Here is an 18474-nt window from a genome sequence, read left to right as displayed (position 1 = left end):
ATGCGGAGGTGTGGCGCATGCCGGGGTTCACGCATCTGCACACCGCGTCGGGCTTCTCCCTGCGCTACGGCGCCTCCCACCCCGCCCGCCTGGCCGAACGGGCCGCGGAGCGGGGCATGGACGCCCTCGCCCTGACCGACCGCGACACCCTCTCCGGCACCGTCCGCTTCGCCAAGGCGTGCGAGAAGGAGGGCATCCGTCCCCTGTTCGGCGTGGACCTCGCCCACGAGGCCCCCGACCCCCGCGAGCCCGCCCCCGCCGACCGGGGAGCCGCCCGCAGGGTGCCCGTCCGGGGCGGCGCCTTCGTCGACGAGTCCGCGCCCCGCGCCCTCTTCCTCGCCCGCTCCCGCACCGGCTGGGCCGCCCTCTGCGCCATGGTCACCGCCGCCCACGCCGGGGGAGGGGAGCGCCCCCTGCTGCCCGCCGCCGCCCTGCGCGAGGACGGGCTCTTCGTGCTGCTCGGGCCCGCCTCCGAGGTCGGGCGCGCCCTCGCCGCCGGCCGCCCCGACCGGGCCGCCCGGCTGCTCGCGCCCTGGCGGGAGCGGTACGGGGACGCCCTGTGCCTGGAGGTCGTCCCGCACGGGCGCCCCGGCACCGGGCCCGGCTCGCTGCGGCTCGCCGCCCGTACCCTCGGCTTCGCCGCCGAGCAGGGCGTCCGGCCCGTGCTCGGCAACGAGGTGCGCTACGCCGACCCCGGCCAGGGCCCCGTCGCCGACGTCCTCGACTCCGCTCGCCGGCTCGTCCCCGTCGACCCCCGGGGCGCCGGGCTCGACAGCGGCGAGGCCTGGCTCAAGGACGCCGGCGCCATGCTGGCCGCCGCCGAGCGCACCGTCGAGGCCGCGGGCTTCCGCCGCGAGGCCGCCCACCGGCTCCTGGAGCACACCGCGGACGTCGCCGCCGCCTGTCTGGTCGACCCCGAGGACGACCTCGGCATGGGCTCCGCCCACTTCCCCGAGCCGCGCCTGGTCGGCGCCGCCCACCGCACCGCCCAGCGCGTGCTCGCCTCCCGGGCCGCCGCCGGCATGGTCCTGAAGGGGTACGAGAAGCGGCCCGGGTACTGGGAGCGGATGCACCGGGAGCTGGACGTCATCGCCCACCACGGCTTCGCCACGTACTTCCTGACGGTTGCTCAGGTCGTCGACGACGTACGGGGGATGGGCATCCGGGTGGCCGCCCGGGGCTCCGGCGCCGGCTCCCTCGTCAACCATCTCCTCGGCATCGCCCACGCCGACCCGGTCGAGCACGGCCTGCTGATGGAGCGCTTCCTTTCCAAACGCCGCACCGCCCTGCCCGACATCGACATCGACGTGGAGTCCGCCCGCCGCCTGGAGGTCTACCGGGCGATCCTCGGCCGCTTCGGCGCCGAACGGGTCGCCACCGTCGCCATGCCCGAGACCTACCGGGTCCGCCACGCCGTACGGGACGTCGGCGCCGCCCTGTCCATGGACCCGGCCGACATCGACCGGATCGCCAAGGCCTTCCCGCACATCCGCGCCCGGGACGCCCGCGCCGCCCTGGAGGAACTGCCCGAGCTGCGCGAGCTCAAGGCCGAACTCCAGGGGCGCAAGCGCTTCTGGGAGCTCGTCGAGGCGCTCGACGCGCTGCCCCGGGGCATCGCCATGCACCCCTGCGGAGTACTCCTCTCGGACGCCTCGCTGCTCACCCGTACCCCCGTGACGCCCACCAGCGGCGAGGGGTTCCCGATGGCCCAGTTCGACAAGGAGGACGTCGAGGACCTCGGCCTGCTCAAACTCGACGTCCTCGGGGTGCGGATGCAGTCCGCCATGGCGCACGCCGTCGCCGAGATCGGGCGCGCCACCGGCACCCGCCCGGACCTCGACACCGTCCCGCCCGGCGACCCCGACACGTACCGGCTGATCCGCTCCACCGAGACCCTGGGCTGCTTCCAGATCGAGTCGCCCGGCCAGCGCGACCTGGTGGGCCGGCTCCAGCCGGAGACCTTCCACGACCTCGTCGTCGACATCTCGCTCTTCCGGCCGGGCCCGGTCGCCGCCGACATGGTCCGCCCCTTCATCGAGGCCCGGCACGGCCGCGCGCCCGTCCGCTACCCGCACCCCGACCTGGAGGGGACGCTGAAGGAGACCCACGGCGTCGTCGTCTTCCACGAGCAGATCATCGAGATCGTGAGCATCATGACCGGCTGCGGCCGCGACGAGGCCGACCAGGTGCGCCGCGGGCTCTCGCACCCCGAGTCGCAGGGGCGGATCAGGATCTGGTTCGCCGAGCGGGCCGGACACCGGGGGTACGCCCCCGAGGTGGTCGCCCGCACCTGGGAGATCGTCGAGGCCTTCGGCTCGTACGGCTTCTGCAAGGCGCACGCGGTGGCCTTCGCCGTGCCGACCTACCAGTCGGCCTGGCTCAAGGCCCACCACCCGGCCGCCTTCTACGCCGGGCTGCTCACCCACGACCCCGGCATGTACCCGAAGCGGCTGCTGCTCGCGGACGCCCGGCGGCGCGGGGTGCCCGTGCTGCCGCTGGACGTGAACCGGTCCGCGGTCGCCCACCGTATCGAACTGGTGTCCGAGGAGCCGGTGGTGTGGGGCCTCCGGCTCGGCCTCGCCGACGTCCACGGCATCAGCGAGGCCGAGGGCGCCCGAATAGAGAGCGGCCGCCCCTATGCCTCCCTGCTCGACTTCTGGGAGCGGGCCCGCCCGCGCAAACCCGTCGCCGAACGCCTCGCCCAGGTCGGCGCGCTCGACGCCTTCGGCGCCAACCGCCGCGACCTGCTCCTGCACCTGACCGAACTCCACCGCCTCCAGCGCGGCACCGCCTCCTACGGCGGACAGCTCCCGCTCGCCCAGGGCAACAGGACCGCCCCCGTCGGCCTGCCCGACCTCGACGCGTCCGAACGCCTCAGCGCCGAACTCGGCATCCTCGGCATGGACGCCTCCCGCCACCTCATGGACGACCACCGGACCTTCCTGCGCGAACTCGGCGTCGTCTCCGCCCAGCGGCTGCGCTCGGCCCCGCACGGCCAGACCGTCCTGGTCGCCGGCGCCAAGGCGGCCACCCAGACCCCGCCGATCCGCTCCGGCAAACGGGTCATCTTCAGCACCCTCGACGACGGCACCGGCCTGGTCGACCTCGCCTTCTTCGACGACTCCCACGAACGCTGCGCCCACACCGTCTTCCACTCCTGGCTGCTGCTCGTCCGGGGCGTGGTGCAGCGCCGCGGCCCGCGCAGCCTCAGCGTGGTCGGCTCCGCCGCCTGGAACCTCGCCGAACTGGCCGAACTACGGGCGAGCGGCGGCCTGCCGGCGGTCGGGGAGCGCCTGTCCGAGCAGCCGCGCGAGCCCGCCCCCGACGGCACCGCCGAGGACACCGGCCGCCGCATCACGATGTCCACCGGCTACGAGATGAACCCCTGGGCCGACCTCCGGCCCGCCGGGGAGGGCGCCGCGACACCGGCGCGGAAACTGTGGCACAGCAGCCCGGGGAGCGCCGGATGATCCTCTGCGTACGGTTCCGTCTCGATCCCACGGGAGAGGTGCTGCTGCCCCGACTCGTCGACCTGCTCACGGAGTTCACCCCGGTCGTCGAGGCGGCCCCGCCCGGCGAGGCGCTCGCCGACGTGCGCGGCGCGGCGCGCTACTTCGGCTGGAGCCCGGCCGAACTCGCCTCCGTGATCCGGGTCAGGGCGCTCGCCCTGTACGGGGTGGACTGCGTCATCGGCGCCGGGCCCAACCCGATGCTGGCCCGGATGGCCGCCCGCGAGGCCCGGCCCGGCGTCACCCTCGTCGTCGAGGACCCGGCGGACTTCCTGCGGGACCGCCCGGTCGTCGCGCTCGACGGCGTCGGCCGCGCCACCGCCCGTACCCTCTGCGGCTACGGCCTCGACTCGGTCGGCCGGGTCGCCGACGCGCCGCTCGCCGTGCTCCAGCGGCTCGTCGGCGCGAAGACCGGCCGCGACCTGTGGGAACGGGCCCGGGGCATCGACCGCACCCCCGTCGTCCCCGGCGAGCTCTCCCGCTCGCTCGCCGCCGAACGCGCCTTCCCGCACGACGAACTGGCCCCCGCCGAGCACCGCAGGGCGCTCCTCTCGCTCACCGAGGAGCTGGGCGCCCGGATGCGGACGGAGGGCCAGGTCTGCCGCTCCCTGACGGTCACCGTGCGGTACGCCGACCGCAGCACGTCCGCCAGGACCCGCACCCTGCGCGAACCGACCGCGCACTCGGCGGCGCTCACCGCCCTCGCGTACGCGGTCCACGCCTCCTTCGGCCTCCAGCGCGCCCGGGTACGGGGCATCGCCCTGCGCGCCGAGGGCCTGGGTCCCGCCGAGGCGGCCGCGCGCCAGCTGACCTTCGATCCGGCGGACGACAAGGCCCGCCGGATCGAGGCGGTGGCGGACCGGGCGCGGGCCAGGTACGGCCCGCGCGCGGTGCTGCCCGGCTCGCTCGCGGCCTGAGAAGCCCCTCAGGACTTCACAGGCTTCAGAAGACGAGGCTCCAGTTGTTCAGGGTGCCGGAGTTGCCCGCGGTGGCGTCGTCGATCCGCAGCTTCCAGATGCCCTCGACGGGCGAGGCGCCGGGGTGGACGGTGAAGATCTGCCGCAGGTTGCCACCGGGCTGGCCGCCCGCCGACTTCAGCGGGTACACGGCCCCGTCGGGCGCGACCAGGTCCAGCTTGAGGTCGCCGACCCGCTGGTGGGTGAGGTCCACGTAGACGCGCACGGCGCCCGGCGCGTTCCCGGGCAGCCCGAGCGACCAGCCGTCCTCCAGCTCACTGGCCGACTCGACGGTGCCGGTGGCCGGGATCGCGGCGGGCGTCTGGTTCTCGTACGAGAGGAAGCCGACCGACCAGTGCTTGAGCGTGCCGGTGTTGCCGGTCACGGCGTCCCGCGTCCGCAGCGTCCAGGTGCCGTCCGCCGGGGAGTCGCTCGCGTCCACCGAGTAGATGTAGTCGGTGGAGCCGCTGCCCCAGAGGGAGCCGGCCGGCGCCAGCGTGTAGGACTTGCCGCCGGGGGAGACCAGGCTGAGCTCCAGGTCCTCCCGGCGCTGGTGGTCCAGGTCGACGTACACCTGGGTCGCGGTCGAGGCGTTGCCGCCGAAGCCGGACACGGTGGCGGTGGAGTCGACGCTGCCCAGGTCGGGGACGGCGGCCGTGCCCGGTGCGGAGGAGGCGGCCGGGAAGTGCAGCGTCCAGAAGAGCATGGTGCCCTCCCAGGTGCCGTAACCGTTCTCCACGCGCAGCTTCCACTGACCGGCGGCGGGCGAGGCGCTGGCGTCGATCATGCGCAGCGAGCCGATCGGACCGGCCACCATGGGGGAGCTCAGCTCCTCGCTGAGGGCCCGGGGCGTGGCCGAGGTCTCCAGGCGGTACGACTTGCCGTCGGGGGCGATCAGGTCGACGGTCAGGTTGTTGAAGCCGACGCCGTCGACGGAGTACTCCACCTGGAGGTCGGCGGGCGCGTTGCCCGGCAGCGTGGTGGTGAGCGGCACCGTGGTGACCGAGCCGCTGCCCCGGCCCGGGATGAGGTAGTCCCGGGTGTCGGTGACCGTCGACGGGCGCGGCTTCGCGGCCGGCTCCGGCAGCGCGTCGGCCCGCACCAGGGCGACGGCCTGGTCCAGCTGGATCCGCGGGGTGGTGCCCTCGGTGTACGTGACGGCCTTGCCGGTGCTCGCCAGCGCCTGGATCAGCGTGCCGAGCGGCGCCTGCGGGGCCGCCTTGCGCAGCACGGCGAGGGCGCCCGCGACATGCGGGGTGGCCATCGACGAGCCGTTCTTCGTGGCGTACGCGTTGCCCGGGACGGAGGAGACCACGCCGTGGCCGGGGGCGAAGAGGTCCACCAGCGGGCCGCGGTTGGTGTAGGCGGCGAGCTGGTCGGCGTCGGTGGTGGCGCCGACGGTCACCGCGTTGGGCACGCAGCCGGGGGAGTTGACGGCGTTGGTGTAGGCGTTGTTGCCGGCCGCGACGACCGTCGCCACACCCGCGTTGAACAGGTTGTCGATGATGGCCTTGCGCGCGTCGGTCGTGCACGCGCTGGTGTAACGGCCGCCGCCCAGGCTCATGTTGGCGGCGATGACCGGCTTGCCGGCCTGCTTGAGGGCGTACACCTTCTCCAGGCCCGCGAGCTGGTCGCTGGTGAAGCTCAGCACGCAGGGCGCCTGGGCGCCGCAGTACTCGGCGCTGGTGAACTTGGAGAACACCTGGATCGCGTAGATCTCGGCGCCGGGCGCGACACCCTGCCGGGGCGCCCCGGTGAGGTCCTTGCCGTTGCCCGCGGCGATGCCGGCGACATGGGTGCCGTGCGAGCAGGCCGCGCCCAGGGTGGCGCAGGGGCCGCTCTCGCTGTCGGCGCTGCCCGGGCCCTCCTGCTCGTCGGTGCCGTTGGGGCACAGCGAGGTGGCGCCGGAGGTGGCGTCGGTGGTGGAGAAGCAGGCCTGCTGGGTGACCCGGCCGCCGAGGAACGGGTGGTTCTGGGCGACGCCGGTGTCCAGGACGGCGATGGCGCTGCCGGAGCCGTCCCAGCCGGACACGGTGGTCTTGTCGGCGCCGATCAGCGTGGTCGTCTCGTTCAGGGAGGGCGGCACGGGGACGTCCTCGGTGACGCTGACGACCCCCGGTATGCCGGACAGCGTGTCCAGGCCGGCCGCGTCCACGCGCAGGGTCTTCACCGGGACCTGGCTGAAGGTGTGCAGGGTCTCGCCCGCGCTCGCGGTGGAGGCCAGATCGGCGCGGGAGGCGGTGACGACGTTGACCCGCACCTCCTTGCCGCCGGTCACCTCGGCGTACAGGGCGGGGTCGACCGGGTCGACGGTGCCGACCGGGTCGGGGTCCTCCAGGGGGGCGGCCAGCGCGGTCTGCGCGGGCAGGGCGCCGAGCGCCAGGGCCAGCACGGCCGTGGCGACCGTGGCGGGTATGCGGAGTCTCATCGTTCTCCATACGGGAAGAAGAAGGGGCCGGACGGCGGAGCGGTCCGCCGTCCGGCCCCTCGCGTTCGGGATGCCGGAAGTGGCCCCGCCTTACGTGGCGTTGGCGCCGTTCTTCGGATTGCCGTTGTTGACGCCCTTGCGGTAGGTCCAGGCGATGCCCCGGCACACGCTCTTCCACCGGTAGGCGGAGCAGGTGTAGTCGCGCAGCGTGGTGTAGAAGACGTCGTCCACGGCCGACTTCTTGCTGCGGTCGAGGTAGTAGCGGTAGCCCTTGTACGTGTTGCCGATCAGGCCGTAGCCGTAGTCGTGCATGTCGCAGGCGGTCCGGAAGTCGTAGCCCGAGGGGCGGTCAGGCGACTGGGTGCAGTGGTCGTGGTTGATGCCGACGACCCAGTAGCCGCTGGGCAGTTGCTTCCATTGCGGGTAGCGCCAGCCGTAGTGGGCCACCCACGCGGCGCAGCCGCTGCTGGTGTACCACATCCAGGACGTCGCGGTGCTGCAGTACCAGGGGTACGCGCTCGCGCCGCCGAGCTCACCGGTGATGTCGCTCGCCGGAGGCCCGATGGCGTTCGGGTCGTTGATGCCCGCCGCGCCTTCGAGGGTGGAGGCCTGCGCGGGACGCGCCGGACCGGTGGACTCGACGTCCGGGGCGGCCGACCCGGCCGGGAAGCTCAGGTCCCAGGAGCCGCTGGTGGCGGAGGAGACCGCCGAGACGCGGCCGGTGGAGTCGTAGGCGTAGGTCTTGTCCGCCGAGCTGCTCTCGACCGGGTTGGTGACCTCGCGCAGCAGACCGGAGCCGTCGTAGGTGTAGCTCGCCACCGTCTGCACGGTGGCGCCGGAGGTGACGGTGATCTCCTTGACGCGGCCCGCGTAGTCGCCGAGGCCCGCGCCGGCCGCCGTGGTGGCGGAGGCGTAGGAGACGGCGATGTGCTGCTCGGGCTCCTCGGCCGAGGCCGGCTCGACGATGGAGGAGACCCGGCCCTGCGCGTCGTAGCCGACGGAGGAGGTGCCGCTCGCCTTGTTGCCGACGCCGGTCACCCGCCAGGTGTCGGAGCCGGGCGCGGCCTGCTTCCAGGTGTACGTGGGCTTGAGGTCGGCGGCGGAGAGCGCGTTGCCGTTGGCGTCCACGGCGCGGTCGTCACCGGACTCGGTCGCCGCCAGGTCCACCCCGAGGGTCTCCACGATGGTGGTGACCATGTCCCCGGCCAGGTCGTCCCAGCGGGTGGTCTCGGTGAGCCTGGAGCCGTCGGCCGCGGCGTACTTGGAGATGCCGCCGCCGTCCGGGAAGGAGACGTTGTCGGTGAAGGCGTAGCGCGTGGCCTCGTTCACGCCGAGGTCGGTGACCACGACGGCGTCGCCCTGCTGCTGCAGCTTGCGGTTGGTGGTGCCGCCGAGGAACTCGGCCTCCCAGCTCGGGCCGAACACCCCGAGGTCGTTACGGGAGTCGGCGGCGCTCTCCGGCCGGGCGACGCCGTCCGCCTGGACGGTGACGCTGTGCCGGCGCCCGACGGAGCCGGCCACGGCGTCGGTCTCGGCGATCTGGAAGGAGCGGATGTCGTCGTAGTACAGGCCGGGGCCGATCGGCTGGATGCCCCCGGTGGCCTGGGGCTGTGCGATCGTGTCGGCCGTCGCGGTCTGCTGCGGGAGCAGCAGCGCCATGGAGAGTGCGGCTACGGCGGGGAGCGTTAATCTTCGCAAGGGTCCACCCTCGATAGATTTGAACGATCAACGAGAGCGCACCCTAGGTCGGCCGATCATGGGCTCACAACGGGGTAAGAGGTGGAGTCGCGAGCTCCGTTCTTTACGTGCGTGAAGAAGCCTCAACCATCCTTTTACCGAAGCCTTGTTGAACTGAGTACGGGTACTCATGCGTAGCTCCGGGACCGGTCCCGAGACTGGCCCCGTGAAGACAACTCGCCCTTCGGGCCCGCCTGTTGCCCTCCCCTTCGCATTCCGCCGCGCAACGGCCGCCGCCCTCACGGCCCTTGCGGTGCTGGCGCTCGCGGCCTGTGGCGCGGCGCGGCCGGCAGGTTCCGGAACGGCGTCCGGCACGCCCCGCGCGACGCCTCCCGCCCCGGACGCGGAGACGGCCTTCGCGCGGATGCTGGCCACCGTCGAGGCGCCGTGCGCGCCGGGCGATCCGGCCGGATCCTCGGAGCCGGGCGAGGGGGAGGCGCCGCGCACCCGTCCGACGGGGCCGCTGCCCGTGGAGCCGACCCCTCCGCCCGTCGACGGCGGCGCGCCCGGGGCGTCGAAGGCGGAGCTGGACGAGGCGGAGAAGTGCGGGGCGCGCCTGCACGCGGCACGCGTCGGCAAGGAGCTCGACGCGCTCGCCGACCCCACTCCCGCCCAGGTCAGAGCGGTGCTGAACCGGCTCGGCTACCCCGAAGGGCGCATCCACCGGCTGGCCCGCGAGGGCGGGTCGACCCGGTTCCTGCTGGACCTGCGTTTCATGGGCGGCCGGTTGGTGCTGAAGGGCAGCGCGACGGCCGGAAAGAGCGCGATCGAGCCCTTCGCTCTGTCGCCCGAGGAGCCGGTTACGAACGTGAAGAGCTGAGGCCGGAGAGGCTTCGGATGTGATCGACATCACACCTGAAGCCGCTCAATTTCGGTATCTATGCGGATAATCCGGCAGATGGATGCTCGTGTCGTGAGCCTTTGCATCCGATGATGACGCGTCAGTTTTTACTGACGCGTAACTTCCCAGTCGAGGCTACCGGTGCGTAGCTTGACGGGAACGCATCCCCACTTGTGGTCCGGACCGCAGGGCGTAGACGCATCCCCCTTCCCTTGAGCCGCAAGGAGATCGCCCGATGCTGCCCCGGACCTCCCGGATCCCCCGGATCCCCCGGCCCCCCTGGAAGCACGCCGTCAGAACGCTGGCCGTGCTCCTGCTGACCGCCGCCGCCACCCTCGCCCCCACCGCCGCCGCGCAGGCCGGCACGGCCCCCAGCCGGGGCTGGAACGACTTCTCCTGCAAGCCCTCCGCCGCGCACCCCCGCCCGGTCGTCCTCGTCCACGGCACCTTCGGCAACGCCGTCGACAACTGGCTCGGCCTGGCGCCGTACCTGGTCGACCGCGGGTACTGCGTCTTCTCGCTCGACTACGGGCAACTGCCCGGCGTGCCGCTCTTCCACGGCCTCGGCCCCGTCGACAAGTCCGCCGAACAGCTCGGCGCGTACGTCGACCGGGTGCTCGCCGCCACCGGCGCCCCGAAGGCCGACCTGGTCGGGCACTCGCAGGGCGGCATGATGCCCCGCTACTACCTGAAGTTCCTCGGCGGCGCGCAGAAGGTCAACGCGCTCGTCGGCATCGCCCCGGACAACCACGGCACGACGCTCGACGGCCTCACCAAGCTGCTGCCGTACTTCCCGGGCGCCGAGGACCTGCTGTCCGCGTCGACCCCGGGCCTCGCCGACCAGATCGCCGGCTCCGCGCTCCTGACCAGGCTGAACGCGGGCGGCGACACCGTGCCCGGCGTGCGGTACACGGTCATCGCCACCCGGTACGACGAGGTCGTCACCCCGTACCGCTCCGGCTTCCTCGACGGGCCGGACGTCAGCAACATCGTGCTCCAGGACCTGTGCGCCCTCGACCTGTCGGAGCACGTGGCGATCGGGACGGTGGACCGGGTCGTCATGCACGAGGTGAACAACGCCCTCGACCCGGCCCACGCGACCCCGACCACCTGCCTCTCCGCGATCGGCTAACGAGCCGCCCGCCGCCGGGCCGTCGCGAACAGCGCGACCGCCCCGACCCCCACGACGGCGACGCCGCCCACCGCGAGGTACGTGGTGGAGGCGTCGCTGCCGGTCTCGGCCAGCTCGACGGGGCCGGAGCCGGACGCGGTCCCGGAGTCGCTCCCGGTCCCGGACCCGACGGCGGAGGTAGCGGGCGCGGGCGAGTCGGGCGCAGGGGAGTCGGGCGCCTGGGACGCACCCTCCCCGCCATGCCCGGAATGCCCGCCCGCGGAGGGCGCGTCACTCGGAGCGGCGGCGGTCGGCGCGGGCGTCTCCGACGCCTCCGGCGTCCCCGGCGCCGTGCTGTCCGCCCCGAAGACGACGTCCGAGCAGGTGTAGAACGCCTCGGCGGAATCGGACCGCTGCCAGATCGAGTAGATCAGATGCCGCCCGGACTTCTTCGGCACCGTGCCCTTGAACACGTAGTCACCCTTGCTCATCCCCGGATTCGTCACCGTGGCGAACGGCTTGGCCTCCAGGTCGGACCACTTCAGCGGCTTGCCCGGGTCGTACCCGTCCTTCGTCACGTACAGCGCGAACGACCCCTTGTGCGGGGCGGTTCCCTTGTACCGGAACGTGTGCTCGCCCGACGTCATCCGGCTCGCCGGCCAGTCCGCCCGCGCGAGGTCGAGCCCCCGGTACTTCGCGTTGCCGGCGCTGCACAGCTTCCCGTCCGGAATGATCTGCCGGCTCCGCCCGCCCGCGTCCCCGATGTTCACCCCGTTCCAGTCGTACAGCGCCTGCGGCCCACCGGCCGCCACCGCCGCCTTGCACGCCGCCGACTTCGGACTCTCGGGCCCCTCCGCGTAACAGGCCGCGACCCGGCTCACCGGATCGGTCATCGACCCGTGCGCGAAGGCGGGCGCGGCACCGAGCCCGGCCAGCACCAGAACGGCGGACGCGGTGACGGCCGGGGCGACGGCCGTACGGAGAGAGGTCATGGGGGGACAACTCCTTCACGAGGGTGGGGCGTGGGGGGTTGCCCAGCAAACTAGCCCTCGGGAACGGGCGATCCGGGGCTTCGAGCGGCCGGGGAGCGATCCTTATGGTCGTGTTAAGGGGCTTCTAAGCGGGGCCACAGGCAGGGGAGTCACCCCAGCCGCCGGTACCGCCGCTCCGGCCGCCCCGTGCCCCCGTAGCGGAGGGTGATCTCGGCGCGGCCGGTCTCCGCGAAGTACTCCAGGTAGCGGCGGGCGCTGACGCGGGAGAGGGAGCCGGCCTCGGCGCACTCCGTGGCGGACAGGCCCTGCGGGTGGGCCCGCAGGATCGTGTCGACCAGCTCCGCGGTGTGGGCGGCCAGGCCCTTGGGGAGCTCGCGGGAGCCGCGCGGGCGGGTGCCGAAGATCTGGTCCACGTCCTCCTGGCGGGCCTCCGCGGCCGACAGCTCGTCGAGGCGGCTGCGCAGCGACGCCACATGGCGCAACTGCTCCTGGAGGGCGGCCTGGTTGAACGGCTTGATCAGGTAGTGCAGGGCCCCCGCGCGCAGCGCCGCCCGGATCGTGTCCACGTCCCGCGCGGCCGTGATGAACAGCGCGTCCGTCGCCATCCCCGCCGCCCGCAGCTCGCGCAGCACCGCGATCCCGTCCATGTCCGGCAGGAAGATGTCGAGCAGCAGCAGATCCGGCCGCAGCGCGTGCGCCGCGCGCAGCGCCTCGGCCCCGCCGTGGGCCACGCCCACGACGGAGAAGCCCGGCACCGCCGACACATAGCGGCAGTGCAGCTTGGCCACCATGAAGTCGTCGTCGACCACCAGCACCTTCGTCACGCCGACAACGTAGGGCGCGACCACAAGGACCACAACGTCCGTTGGTTGCGGAAGCGAGACAGCTTCTTAACGCGCAGGCAACATGTGGGCCACCTCACACCCCCGAAACCACCCCCAGACCCCCTACCTATCGAGAGGCGGCTCACGTGCGGCTCAGCACTCCCCTCGCCCTTTTCGGGGCGGCGCTGCTCGTGCTCGTGGGACCGCCGCTGCTCACCACCGGCAGCGGCTCCGACAACGGCACACAGATACCCGGCCTGCGTTTCATGGTCCCGAACACGCCGGGCGGCGGCTACGACATCACCGCCCGCACCGCGGCCAAGAACGCCGAGGAGGCCGGACTCACCACCGACATCGAGGTCTTCAACCTGCCCGGCGCGGGCGGCACCGTCGGCCTCACCCGGCTCGTCGGCGAACGCGGCAACGGCCGTCTCGCCATGTCCATGGGCCTCGGCGTCGTCGGAGCCGTCCACACCAACAAGACCCCGAGGACCCTCGCCGACACCACCCCGATCGCCCGGCTCACCATGGAGCAGGACATCGTCGTGGTCGGCAAGGACTCCCCGTACAAGACCATCCAGGACCTGCTCACCGCCTGGAAGAAGGACCCCGGCAAGCTGCCCGTCGGCGGCGGCTCCTCGCCCGGCGGCCCCGACCACCTCGCGCCCATGCTGATGGCGCAGGCCGCCGGCATCGCGCCGAAGGACGTCAACTACATCCCCTTCGACGGCGGCGGCGAGCTCCTCGCCTCCATCCTCGGCGAGAAGGTCGCCTTCGGCGTCTCCGGCGTCGGCGAGTACCTCGACCAGATCAAGGCCGGCGAACTGCGCCTGCTCGCCGTCACCGGCGCCGAGCGGGTCCCCGGACTCGACGCGCCGACCCTCCGCGAGGCCGGGCTCGACACCGAGTTCATCAACTGGCGCGGGATCGTCGCCCCGCCCGGCCTCTCCGACGCCGAACGCGACAAGCTGGTCGTCCTCGTCACCAAGCTGCACGAGTCCCCGCAGTGGCGCGAGTCCCTGAAGACCCACGGCTGGAACGACGCCTTCCTGCCCGGTGACAAGTTCGGCACCTTCCTCACCGAACAGGACCGCCGCGTCGCCTCCGTACTGAAGGAGCTGGGACTGTGACCACCGCGACCCCCGCCGACCCCGGCACCGGCACCGCCAAGCGCCCCTCCTGGCTGCGCGAGCACTCCGAACTCGGCGTCAGCCTCATCCTGCTGCTCCTCGGCGTCCTCGTCCTCACCGACGCCCTCACCATGCCCGTCGACATCGGCCAGCGCGGCCCCGTCGGCCCCCGCACCGTCCCCTTCGTCGTCGGCGGCGGGCTGCTCGTCATCGCCGCCCTCCTCGCCGTCGACGTCCTGCGCGGCGGCCGCGGCGAGGCCGAGGGCGGCGAGGACGTCGACCTGTCCGAGCCCAGCGACTGGCGCACCGTCCTCCTCCTCGCCGGCGTCTTCCTCGGCTTCGCCGTCCTCATCGGCCCGGCCGGCTTCCCCGTCGCCGGCGCCCTGCTCTTCTGGGGCGCGGCCTACGCCCTCGGCAGCCGCCATCTGCACCGCGACCCGCTGATCGCCGCCGGCCTCTCCCTGTTCACCTACGTCGTCTTCGACAAGCTGCTCGGCGTCCCGCTCCCCGGCGGCCCGCTGATGGGGGTGCTCTGACCCATGGACTCTCTGAACTCCCTGATCGACGGCTTCGGCACCGCGCTGACCCCCGTCAACCTCCTCTGGGCCGCCATCGGCGTCCTCCTCGGCACCGCCATCGGCGTGCTGCCCGGCATCGGCCCCGCCATGGCCGTCGCCCTGCTGCTCCCCGTGACGTACGGCCTGGAGCCCACCGGCGCGTTCATCATGTTCGCCGGCATCTACTACGGCGCCATGTTCGGCGGCTCCACCACCTCCATCCTGCTCAACACCCCCGGCGAGAGCGCGGCCGTCGTCGCCGCCATCGAAGGCAACCCGATGGCCAAGTCCGGCCGCGGCGCGCAGGCCCTCGCGGCGGCCGCCATCGGCCACTTCGCCGGCGGCATGACCGGCACCATCCTGCTGGTCCTCCTCGCCCCGACCGTCGCCGCCCTCGCCGTCGACATCGGCGCCCCCGACTACTTCGCCATCATGGTCCTCGCCTTCATCGCGGTGACCTCCGTCCTCGGCTCCTCCCGCATCCGCGGCCTCGCCTCGCTGCTCATCGGCCTCACCCTCGGCCTGGTCGGCCTCGACCAGATGACCGGCCAGCAGCGCCTCACCTTCGGCTCGCTCCAGCTCGCCGACGGCATCGACGTCGTCATCGTCGCGGTCGGCCTCTTCGCCATCGGCGAGGCCCTGTGGGTCGCCGCCCACCTGCGCCGCAGCACGGGCAAGCCGATCCCGGTCGGCCGCCCCTGGCTCGGCCGCGACGACGTGAAGCGCACCTGGAAGGCGTGGCTGCGCGGCCCGTTCATCGGCTTCCCGTTCGGCGCGATCCCGGCCGGCGGCGCCGAGATCCCGACCTTCCTGTCGTACGTGACGGAGAAGCGCCTCTCGAAGCACAAGCACGAGTTCGGCAAGGGCGCCATCGAGGGCGTCGCGGGCCCCGAGTCCGCCGCCTCCGCCTCCGCCGCCGGCACCCTCGTCTCCATGCTCACCCTGGGCCTGCCGACGACCGCCGTCGCCGCCGTGATGCTCGCCGCCTTCCAGCAGTACGGGATCCAGCCCGGGCCGCTCCTCTTCGAGCGCGAACCCGAGCTGGTCTGGGGCCTGATCGCCTCGCTCTTCGTCGGCATGGTGCTGCTCCTCGCGCTCAACCTGCCGCTCGCGCCGGTCTGGGCCAAGCTGCTGCGCATCCCCCGCCCGTACCTCTACGCCGGCATCCTGTTCTTCGCCGCCGTCGGCGCGTACGCGGTCGGCGGCGAGGCCCTCGACCTGGTGATCCTGCTGGTCATCGGCCTCATCGGCTTCGGCATGCGGCGCTACGGACTGCCCGTCCTGCCCGCCGTGATCGGGGTCATCCTCGGCCCGGCCGCCGAACAGCAGCTGCGCCGCGCCCTCCAGATCAGCGACGGCTCCCTCACCGGCCTGGTCAACACCCCGTTCTCGGTGACTGTGTACGCGGTGGTGCTGCTCCTGCTGGCCTGGCCGCTGGTGCGGAAGCTGATCAACCGCCGCCGTACTGTGGCGGCATGACGCATGACCGTGTGACGCATGACCGTAAGACGCGTGACCGAATGACGCAGGACGCGCCCCGCCCCGCCACCCCCACCGACGTGCCCGCCGTGAAGGCCGTGATCGACGCGGCCTTCCACCACTACATCGAGCGGATCGGTCTCGTACCGGCCCCGATGCGGGCGGACCACGCGGCGGACGTGGCGGCGGGGCGCGTCTTCGTCGCGGGCGCGCCCGTGACCGGTCTGGTCGTCGTGGTCCCGGAGCCGGACCACCTCTACCTCGACACGATCGCCGTCCACCCCGACGCGCAGGGCACCGGCCTCGGCCGCGTCCTGATGGGCTGGGTCGAGGACCGGGCGCGCGCCCTCGGCCTGCCCGAGGTGCGGCTGCTCACCAACGCGATGATGTGGGAGAACCAGAAGCTGTACGAGCGGTACGGCTACGAGGTCGTCGAACGGCGTCTTGACGGACCGTACGACCGTATTCACTACCGAAAGTCGGTGAGCGTCGACCCGACGCACAACTCGCCCCCGATGGGGTGAGTTTCAGCCAGCAGGTGGCGTGATCCGATATCCCTTGGCGGCAGCTTCATCCCCCACCCCATGCCCCACGCCCCCGAAGGGACCCCCACCCATGCGCGCTCGCCTAGCCGTCGCCGCCGGCGCCCTGCTCGCCCTCACCGCCACCACCGCCCACGCCGGACCCGCCGACGCCGTCACCGTCGACCCACAGGGCACGATCGCCGCCGACGGCAGCGTCACCCTCTCCGGCGCCTACCGCTGCGCCGACGACAGCGCGGGCCCCGTCTTCGTCAGCTCCACCCTCGTCCAGGGCGAGCACTCCGCCGGAATCGGCGGCACCCAGGCCGTCTGCGACGGCCGGCTCCACCCATGGACCAACAGCGCCGTAGTGAAGGACCCCACCTACCGCCCCGGCAAGGCCCGGGTCGAAGCCACCCTGATGCAGCTCACCTCCGAGGACGAACTGGGCCTGCCACTGCCGGAGTTCCTGGTGGAACAGGACCAGGACATCACGCTGGTCTAGGGCGGGGGGCGGGGCGGGCGGTCCTAGCCCCGCCCGGCCAGCAGCTCCACCAGCCCGTCGCGGCCCAGCGCGTCCAGCTCGTCGAGGGCGCGCTCGGCCCGTACGGCTGCCTCCGGGTCGGTCGTGGTCAGGCCGCTCGCCGCGAACTCGTCCTCGTCGAGCCGCAGTACCTCGGCGCCGTCCGCCGACACCCACAGGTCCAGGTCCAGGTCCTCGACCACGAGCCCGGACCCGTCGGCGGCCACCACGGCCGGGCGGGTCACATCGCAGTACCAGCCCTTGAGCGTGCCCGCGCCGGACCGCACCTCCTTCACCGCGTACCAGCGGTCCCGCCAGTAGTGCTCGGTGAAGGCGTCGCCCGGCTCGAAGCGTACGAAGCCGAAGTCCCGTACGCCCTCGGCGGCCCAGGGCGCCCGGACGGTCAGCCGGACCCCGTCGTCGGCCAGCAGCTCGGCCGGGTAGCGGATCTTGGTCCGCCCCGCCTTCACCAGGGCGATCTCAACCCAGCGTGCGGACATGACGGAACTCCTTCGCGGCGACCTCGTACCCGAACCACTCGTTGATGGCCAGCATCGGCCCGTTCCCGGTGTCGTTGCCGGTGAAGGCCTCCGTGCAGCCCGCCGCCCGCGCGCGGTGCAGCGAGTGGTTCTTCACCAGCTTGGCGAGCCCCCGGCCCCGGAACTCCGGCGCCGTGCCCGTCATCCCCGACCCGTAGCGGCCGAGCCCGTCCGTCCTGGCCGCGGTGAACGCCGCCGGACGCCCGTCGACCAGCGCCACCGTGGTGAGCTCCCGGTCGAGCAGCGGGTGGTTCCAGGTGGACTCCAGCCAGTGCGCGTAGTCGGTCAGTTCGGCGCTCACATCACCCGGCTCGTCGGCCGTGGTCAGCGCGTCCAGCTCGAACAGCGGGCGCGGATCGGCGGCGAAGGCGGCCGCCGGACGCAGCTCGACACCGGCGGGGGCCTCCTGGAGCGGCGGCAGTTCCGCGGCGGCCAGGTCGAGGCGCAGGAAGTAGGCGGAGCGGCTGGCCGTGTACCCGTGCCGCCCGGCGAAGGCGCGGTTCGCGGGCTCGTCCAGGACCCAGCTGTAGAGGGTGGTCGCCCCCACCTCGGCCAGGTGCTCCTCGGCGGCCCGCAGCAGCAGCGCGCCGGCCCCGCGCCCCCGGTGCGCGGGGTGGACGAAGACGTTGACATCGCCGATGCCGGGCTCGGGCGACTCATGGGCGAGGGACACCTCCGCGGTGCCCACGATCTCCCCGTCGGCCTCGGCGACCAGCGGCCGGCGGCGGGCGTCGGGATGGGCGTGCGCCCAGTCGAAGGCCACCTGCGGGCCGGTGGCGAGCATGAAGGGCAGGGCGGCGCGCCGGACCCGGGCGAAGCCCTCGGCGTCCTCGGGGAGCCCGGGCCGTACATCGCGGACGATCACAGTCATGCTGCCGCACGCTATGCGGCGCCCGCGTCCGGCCGCCTCCCATTTTCCCGTCGGCCGGGTGCACAATCGGGCGGGTGACGCTTCGAATCAGCGTGGACCAGCACTCCACCGCCGCCCCGTACGAACAACTCCGCGCCCAGATCTCGGAGAGCGCCCGCTCGGGGGAGCTGCCCGTCGGCTACAAGCTCCCGACCGTGCGGGGCCTCGCGGAGGACCTCGGGCTCGCGGCGAACACGGTCGCCAAGGCGTACAAGGCCCTGGAGGCGGACGGCGTGATCGAGACCCGAGGCCGCAACGGCACCTTCATCGCCGCCGCCTCGGACGCGGCCTCCCGCCTCGCCGCCACGGCGGCGGCGGCCTACGCGACGGAGGCACTCCGCCTGGGGCTGACGAGGGAGGGAGCGAAGGCGGCGGTGGCCGAGGCGATCCGCGCGACGTACGACGACTGAGCGGTTA

16 protein-coding genes are annotated in these 18474 nt (G+C 73.1%); 10 read left to right on the top strand and 6 right to left on the bottom strand.

The window, feature by feature from the left end; translation table 11 throughout:
- Positions 1-17: 17 nt before the first annotated feature.
- Both ABTZ54_RS14925 and ABTZ54_RS14920 read left to right on the top strand, forming a co-directional pair.
- Positions 18-3470 carry a DNA polymerase III subunit alpha gene (locus ABTZ54_RS14925; protein ID WP_351662269.1) on the top strand — a complete coding sequence of 1151 codons (3453 nt, stop codon included), beginning with the start codon at positions 18-20 and terminating at the stop codon, positions 3468-3470.
- Entirely contained in the window at positions 3467-4426 is a 960-nt protein-coding gene (locus ABTZ54_RS14920) for a DNA polymerase Y family protein (RefSeq protein WP_351662266.1), read from the top strand. Before ABTZ54_RS14925 ends, ABTZ54_RS14920 begins: the two co-directional genes overlap by 4 nt.
- 25 nt (positions 4427-4451) lie before the next feature.
- Here ABTZ54_RS14920 and ABTZ54_RS14915 read toward each other — a convergent pair whose 3' ends face one another.
- Both ABTZ54_RS14915 and ABTZ54_RS14910 read right to left on the bottom strand, forming a co-directional pair.
- Entirely contained in the window at positions 4452-6893 is a 2442-nt protein-coding gene (locus ABTZ54_RS14915; RefSeq protein ID WP_351662263.1) for a proprotein convertase P-domain-containing protein, read from the bottom strand.
- A 90-nt stretch (positions 6894-6983) separates the two neighbouring features.
- A complete protein-coding gene (locus ABTZ54_RS14910) occupies positions 6984-8591 on the bottom strand; it encodes a phospholipase A2 (protein ID WP_351662260.1) in 1608 nt (535 codons plus the stop codon).
- A gap of 292 nt (positions 8592-8883) precedes the next feature.
- Between ABTZ54_RS14910 and ABTZ54_RS14905 the strand changes: the two genes are divergently transcribed.
- Together ABTZ54_RS14905 and ABTZ54_RS14900 are read left to right on the top strand one after the other, a co-directional pair.
- Positions 8884-9450, top strand: coding sequence for a hypothetical protein (locus tag ABTZ54_RS14905; RefSeq protein ID WP_351662257.1), 567 nt, complete (start codon positions 8884-8886; stop codon positions 9448-9450).
- A 256-nt stretch (positions 9451-9706) separates the two neighbouring features.
- Positions 9707-10603: an esterase/lipase family protein gene (locus tag ABTZ54_RS14900; RefSeq protein ID WP_351662254.1), complete on the top strand. Its 897-nt coding sequence runs from the start codon at positions 9707-9709 to the stop codon at positions 10601-10603.
- Here the strand turns inward: ABTZ54_RS14900 and ABTZ54_RS14895 are convergent.
- The gene (locus tag ABTZ54_RS14895) at positions 10600-11574 is read right to left on the bottom strand and encodes a lytic polysaccharide monooxygenase auxiliary activity family 9 protein (RefSeq protein ID WP_351662251.1); all 975 of its coding nucleotides are present in this window, start codon (positions 11572-11574) and stop codon (positions 10600-10602) included. The two genes, ABTZ54_RS14900 and ABTZ54_RS14895, sit on opposite strands and share 4 nt — an antisense overlap.
- A 149-nt stretch (positions 11575-11723) precedes the next feature.
- Complete coding sequence (locus ABTZ54_RS14890; RefSeq protein WP_351662248.1) at positions 11724-12398, bottom strand: response regulator; 675 nt, start codon at positions 12396-12398, stop codon at positions 11724-11726.
- Between the two features lie 146 nt (positions 12399-12544).
- Here ABTZ54_RS14890 and ABTZ54_RS14885 point away from each other — a divergent pair, with 146 nt between their 5' ends.
- The 5 genes from ABTZ54_RS14885 to ABTZ54_RS14865 all read left to right on the top strand — a co-directional run bounded on the left by ABTZ54_RS14885 (position 12545) and on the right by ABTZ54_RS14865 (position 16590).
- Positions 12545-13528, top strand: a complete 984-nt coding sequence (locus ABTZ54_RS14885; protein ID WP_351662245.1) for a Bug family tripartite tricarboxylate transporter substrate binding protein — start codon at positions 12545-12547, stop codon at positions 13526-13528.
- Positions 13525-14064 (top strand): tripartite tricarboxylate transporter TctB family protein, encoded by a 540-nt coding sequence (locus tag ABTZ54_RS14880; protein WP_351662242.1) that lies wholly within the window; start codon positions 13525-13527, stop codon positions 14062-14064. Before ABTZ54_RS14885 ends, ABTZ54_RS14880 begins: the two co-directional genes overlap by 4 nt.
- Before the next feature lie 3 nt (positions 14065-14067).
- Positions 14068-15564, top strand: coding sequence for a tripartite tricarboxylate transporter permease (locus tag ABTZ54_RS14875; RefSeq protein WP_351662199.1), 1497 nt, complete (start codon positions 14068-14070; stop codon positions 15562-15564).
- 41 nt (positions 15565-15605) lie between these two features.
- On the top strand, positions 15606-16088 hold the full coding sequence (locus ABTZ54_RS14870) for a GNAT family N-acetyltransferase (RefSeq protein ID WP_351662383.1): 483 nt from the start codon (positions 15606-15608) through the stop codon (positions 16086-16088).
- A gap of 91 nt (positions 16089-16179) precedes the next feature.
- The gene (locus ABTZ54_RS14865) at positions 16180-16590 is read left to right on the top strand and encodes a DUF6299 family protein (RefSeq protein ID WP_351662196.1); all 411 of its coding nucleotides are present in this window, start codon (positions 16180-16182) and stop codon (positions 16588-16590) included.
- Positions 16591-16613: 23 nt separating this feature from the next.
- Here ABTZ54_RS14865 and ABTZ54_RS14860 read toward each other — a convergent pair whose 3' ends face one another.
- Together ABTZ54_RS14860 and ABTZ54_RS14855 are read right to left on the bottom strand one after the other, a co-directional pair.
- Positions 16614-17108 carry a ribonuclease FAU-1 family protein gene (locus tag ABTZ54_RS14860; RefSeq protein ID WP_351662193.1) on the bottom strand — a complete coding sequence of 165 codons (495 nt, stop codon included), beginning with the start codon at positions 17106-17108 and terminating at the stop codon, positions 16614-16616.
- Complete coding sequence (locus tag ABTZ54_RS14855; protein ID WP_351662190.1) at positions 17089-18018, bottom strand: GNAT family N-acetyltransferase; 930 nt, start codon at positions 18016-18018, stop codon at positions 17089-17091. The genes ABTZ54_RS14860 and ABTZ54_RS14855 overlap by 20 nt, the downstream gene beginning before the upstream one ends.
- Positions 18019-18092: 74 nt before the next feature.
- Here ABTZ54_RS14855 and ABTZ54_RS14850 point away from each other — a divergent pair, with 74 nt between their 5' ends.
- Positions 18093-18467 carry a GntR family transcriptional regulator gene (locus ABTZ54_RS14850; RefSeq protein ID WP_351662182.1) on the top strand — a complete coding sequence of 125 codons (375 nt, stop codon included), beginning with the start codon at positions 18093-18095 and terminating at the stop codon, positions 18465-18467.
- Positions 18468-18474 lie beyond the last annotated feature (7 nt).

This window comes from Streptomyces sp. NPDC094032 (assembly GCF_040303965.1).
In the GTDB taxonomy this organism is placed as follows: domain Bacteria; phylum Actinomycetota; class Actinomycetes; order Streptomycetales; family Streptomycetaceae; genus Streptomyces.
Note: the sequence above shows the minus strand (reverse complement) of the source record. Positions and strands in the feature narration are given on the sequence as shown.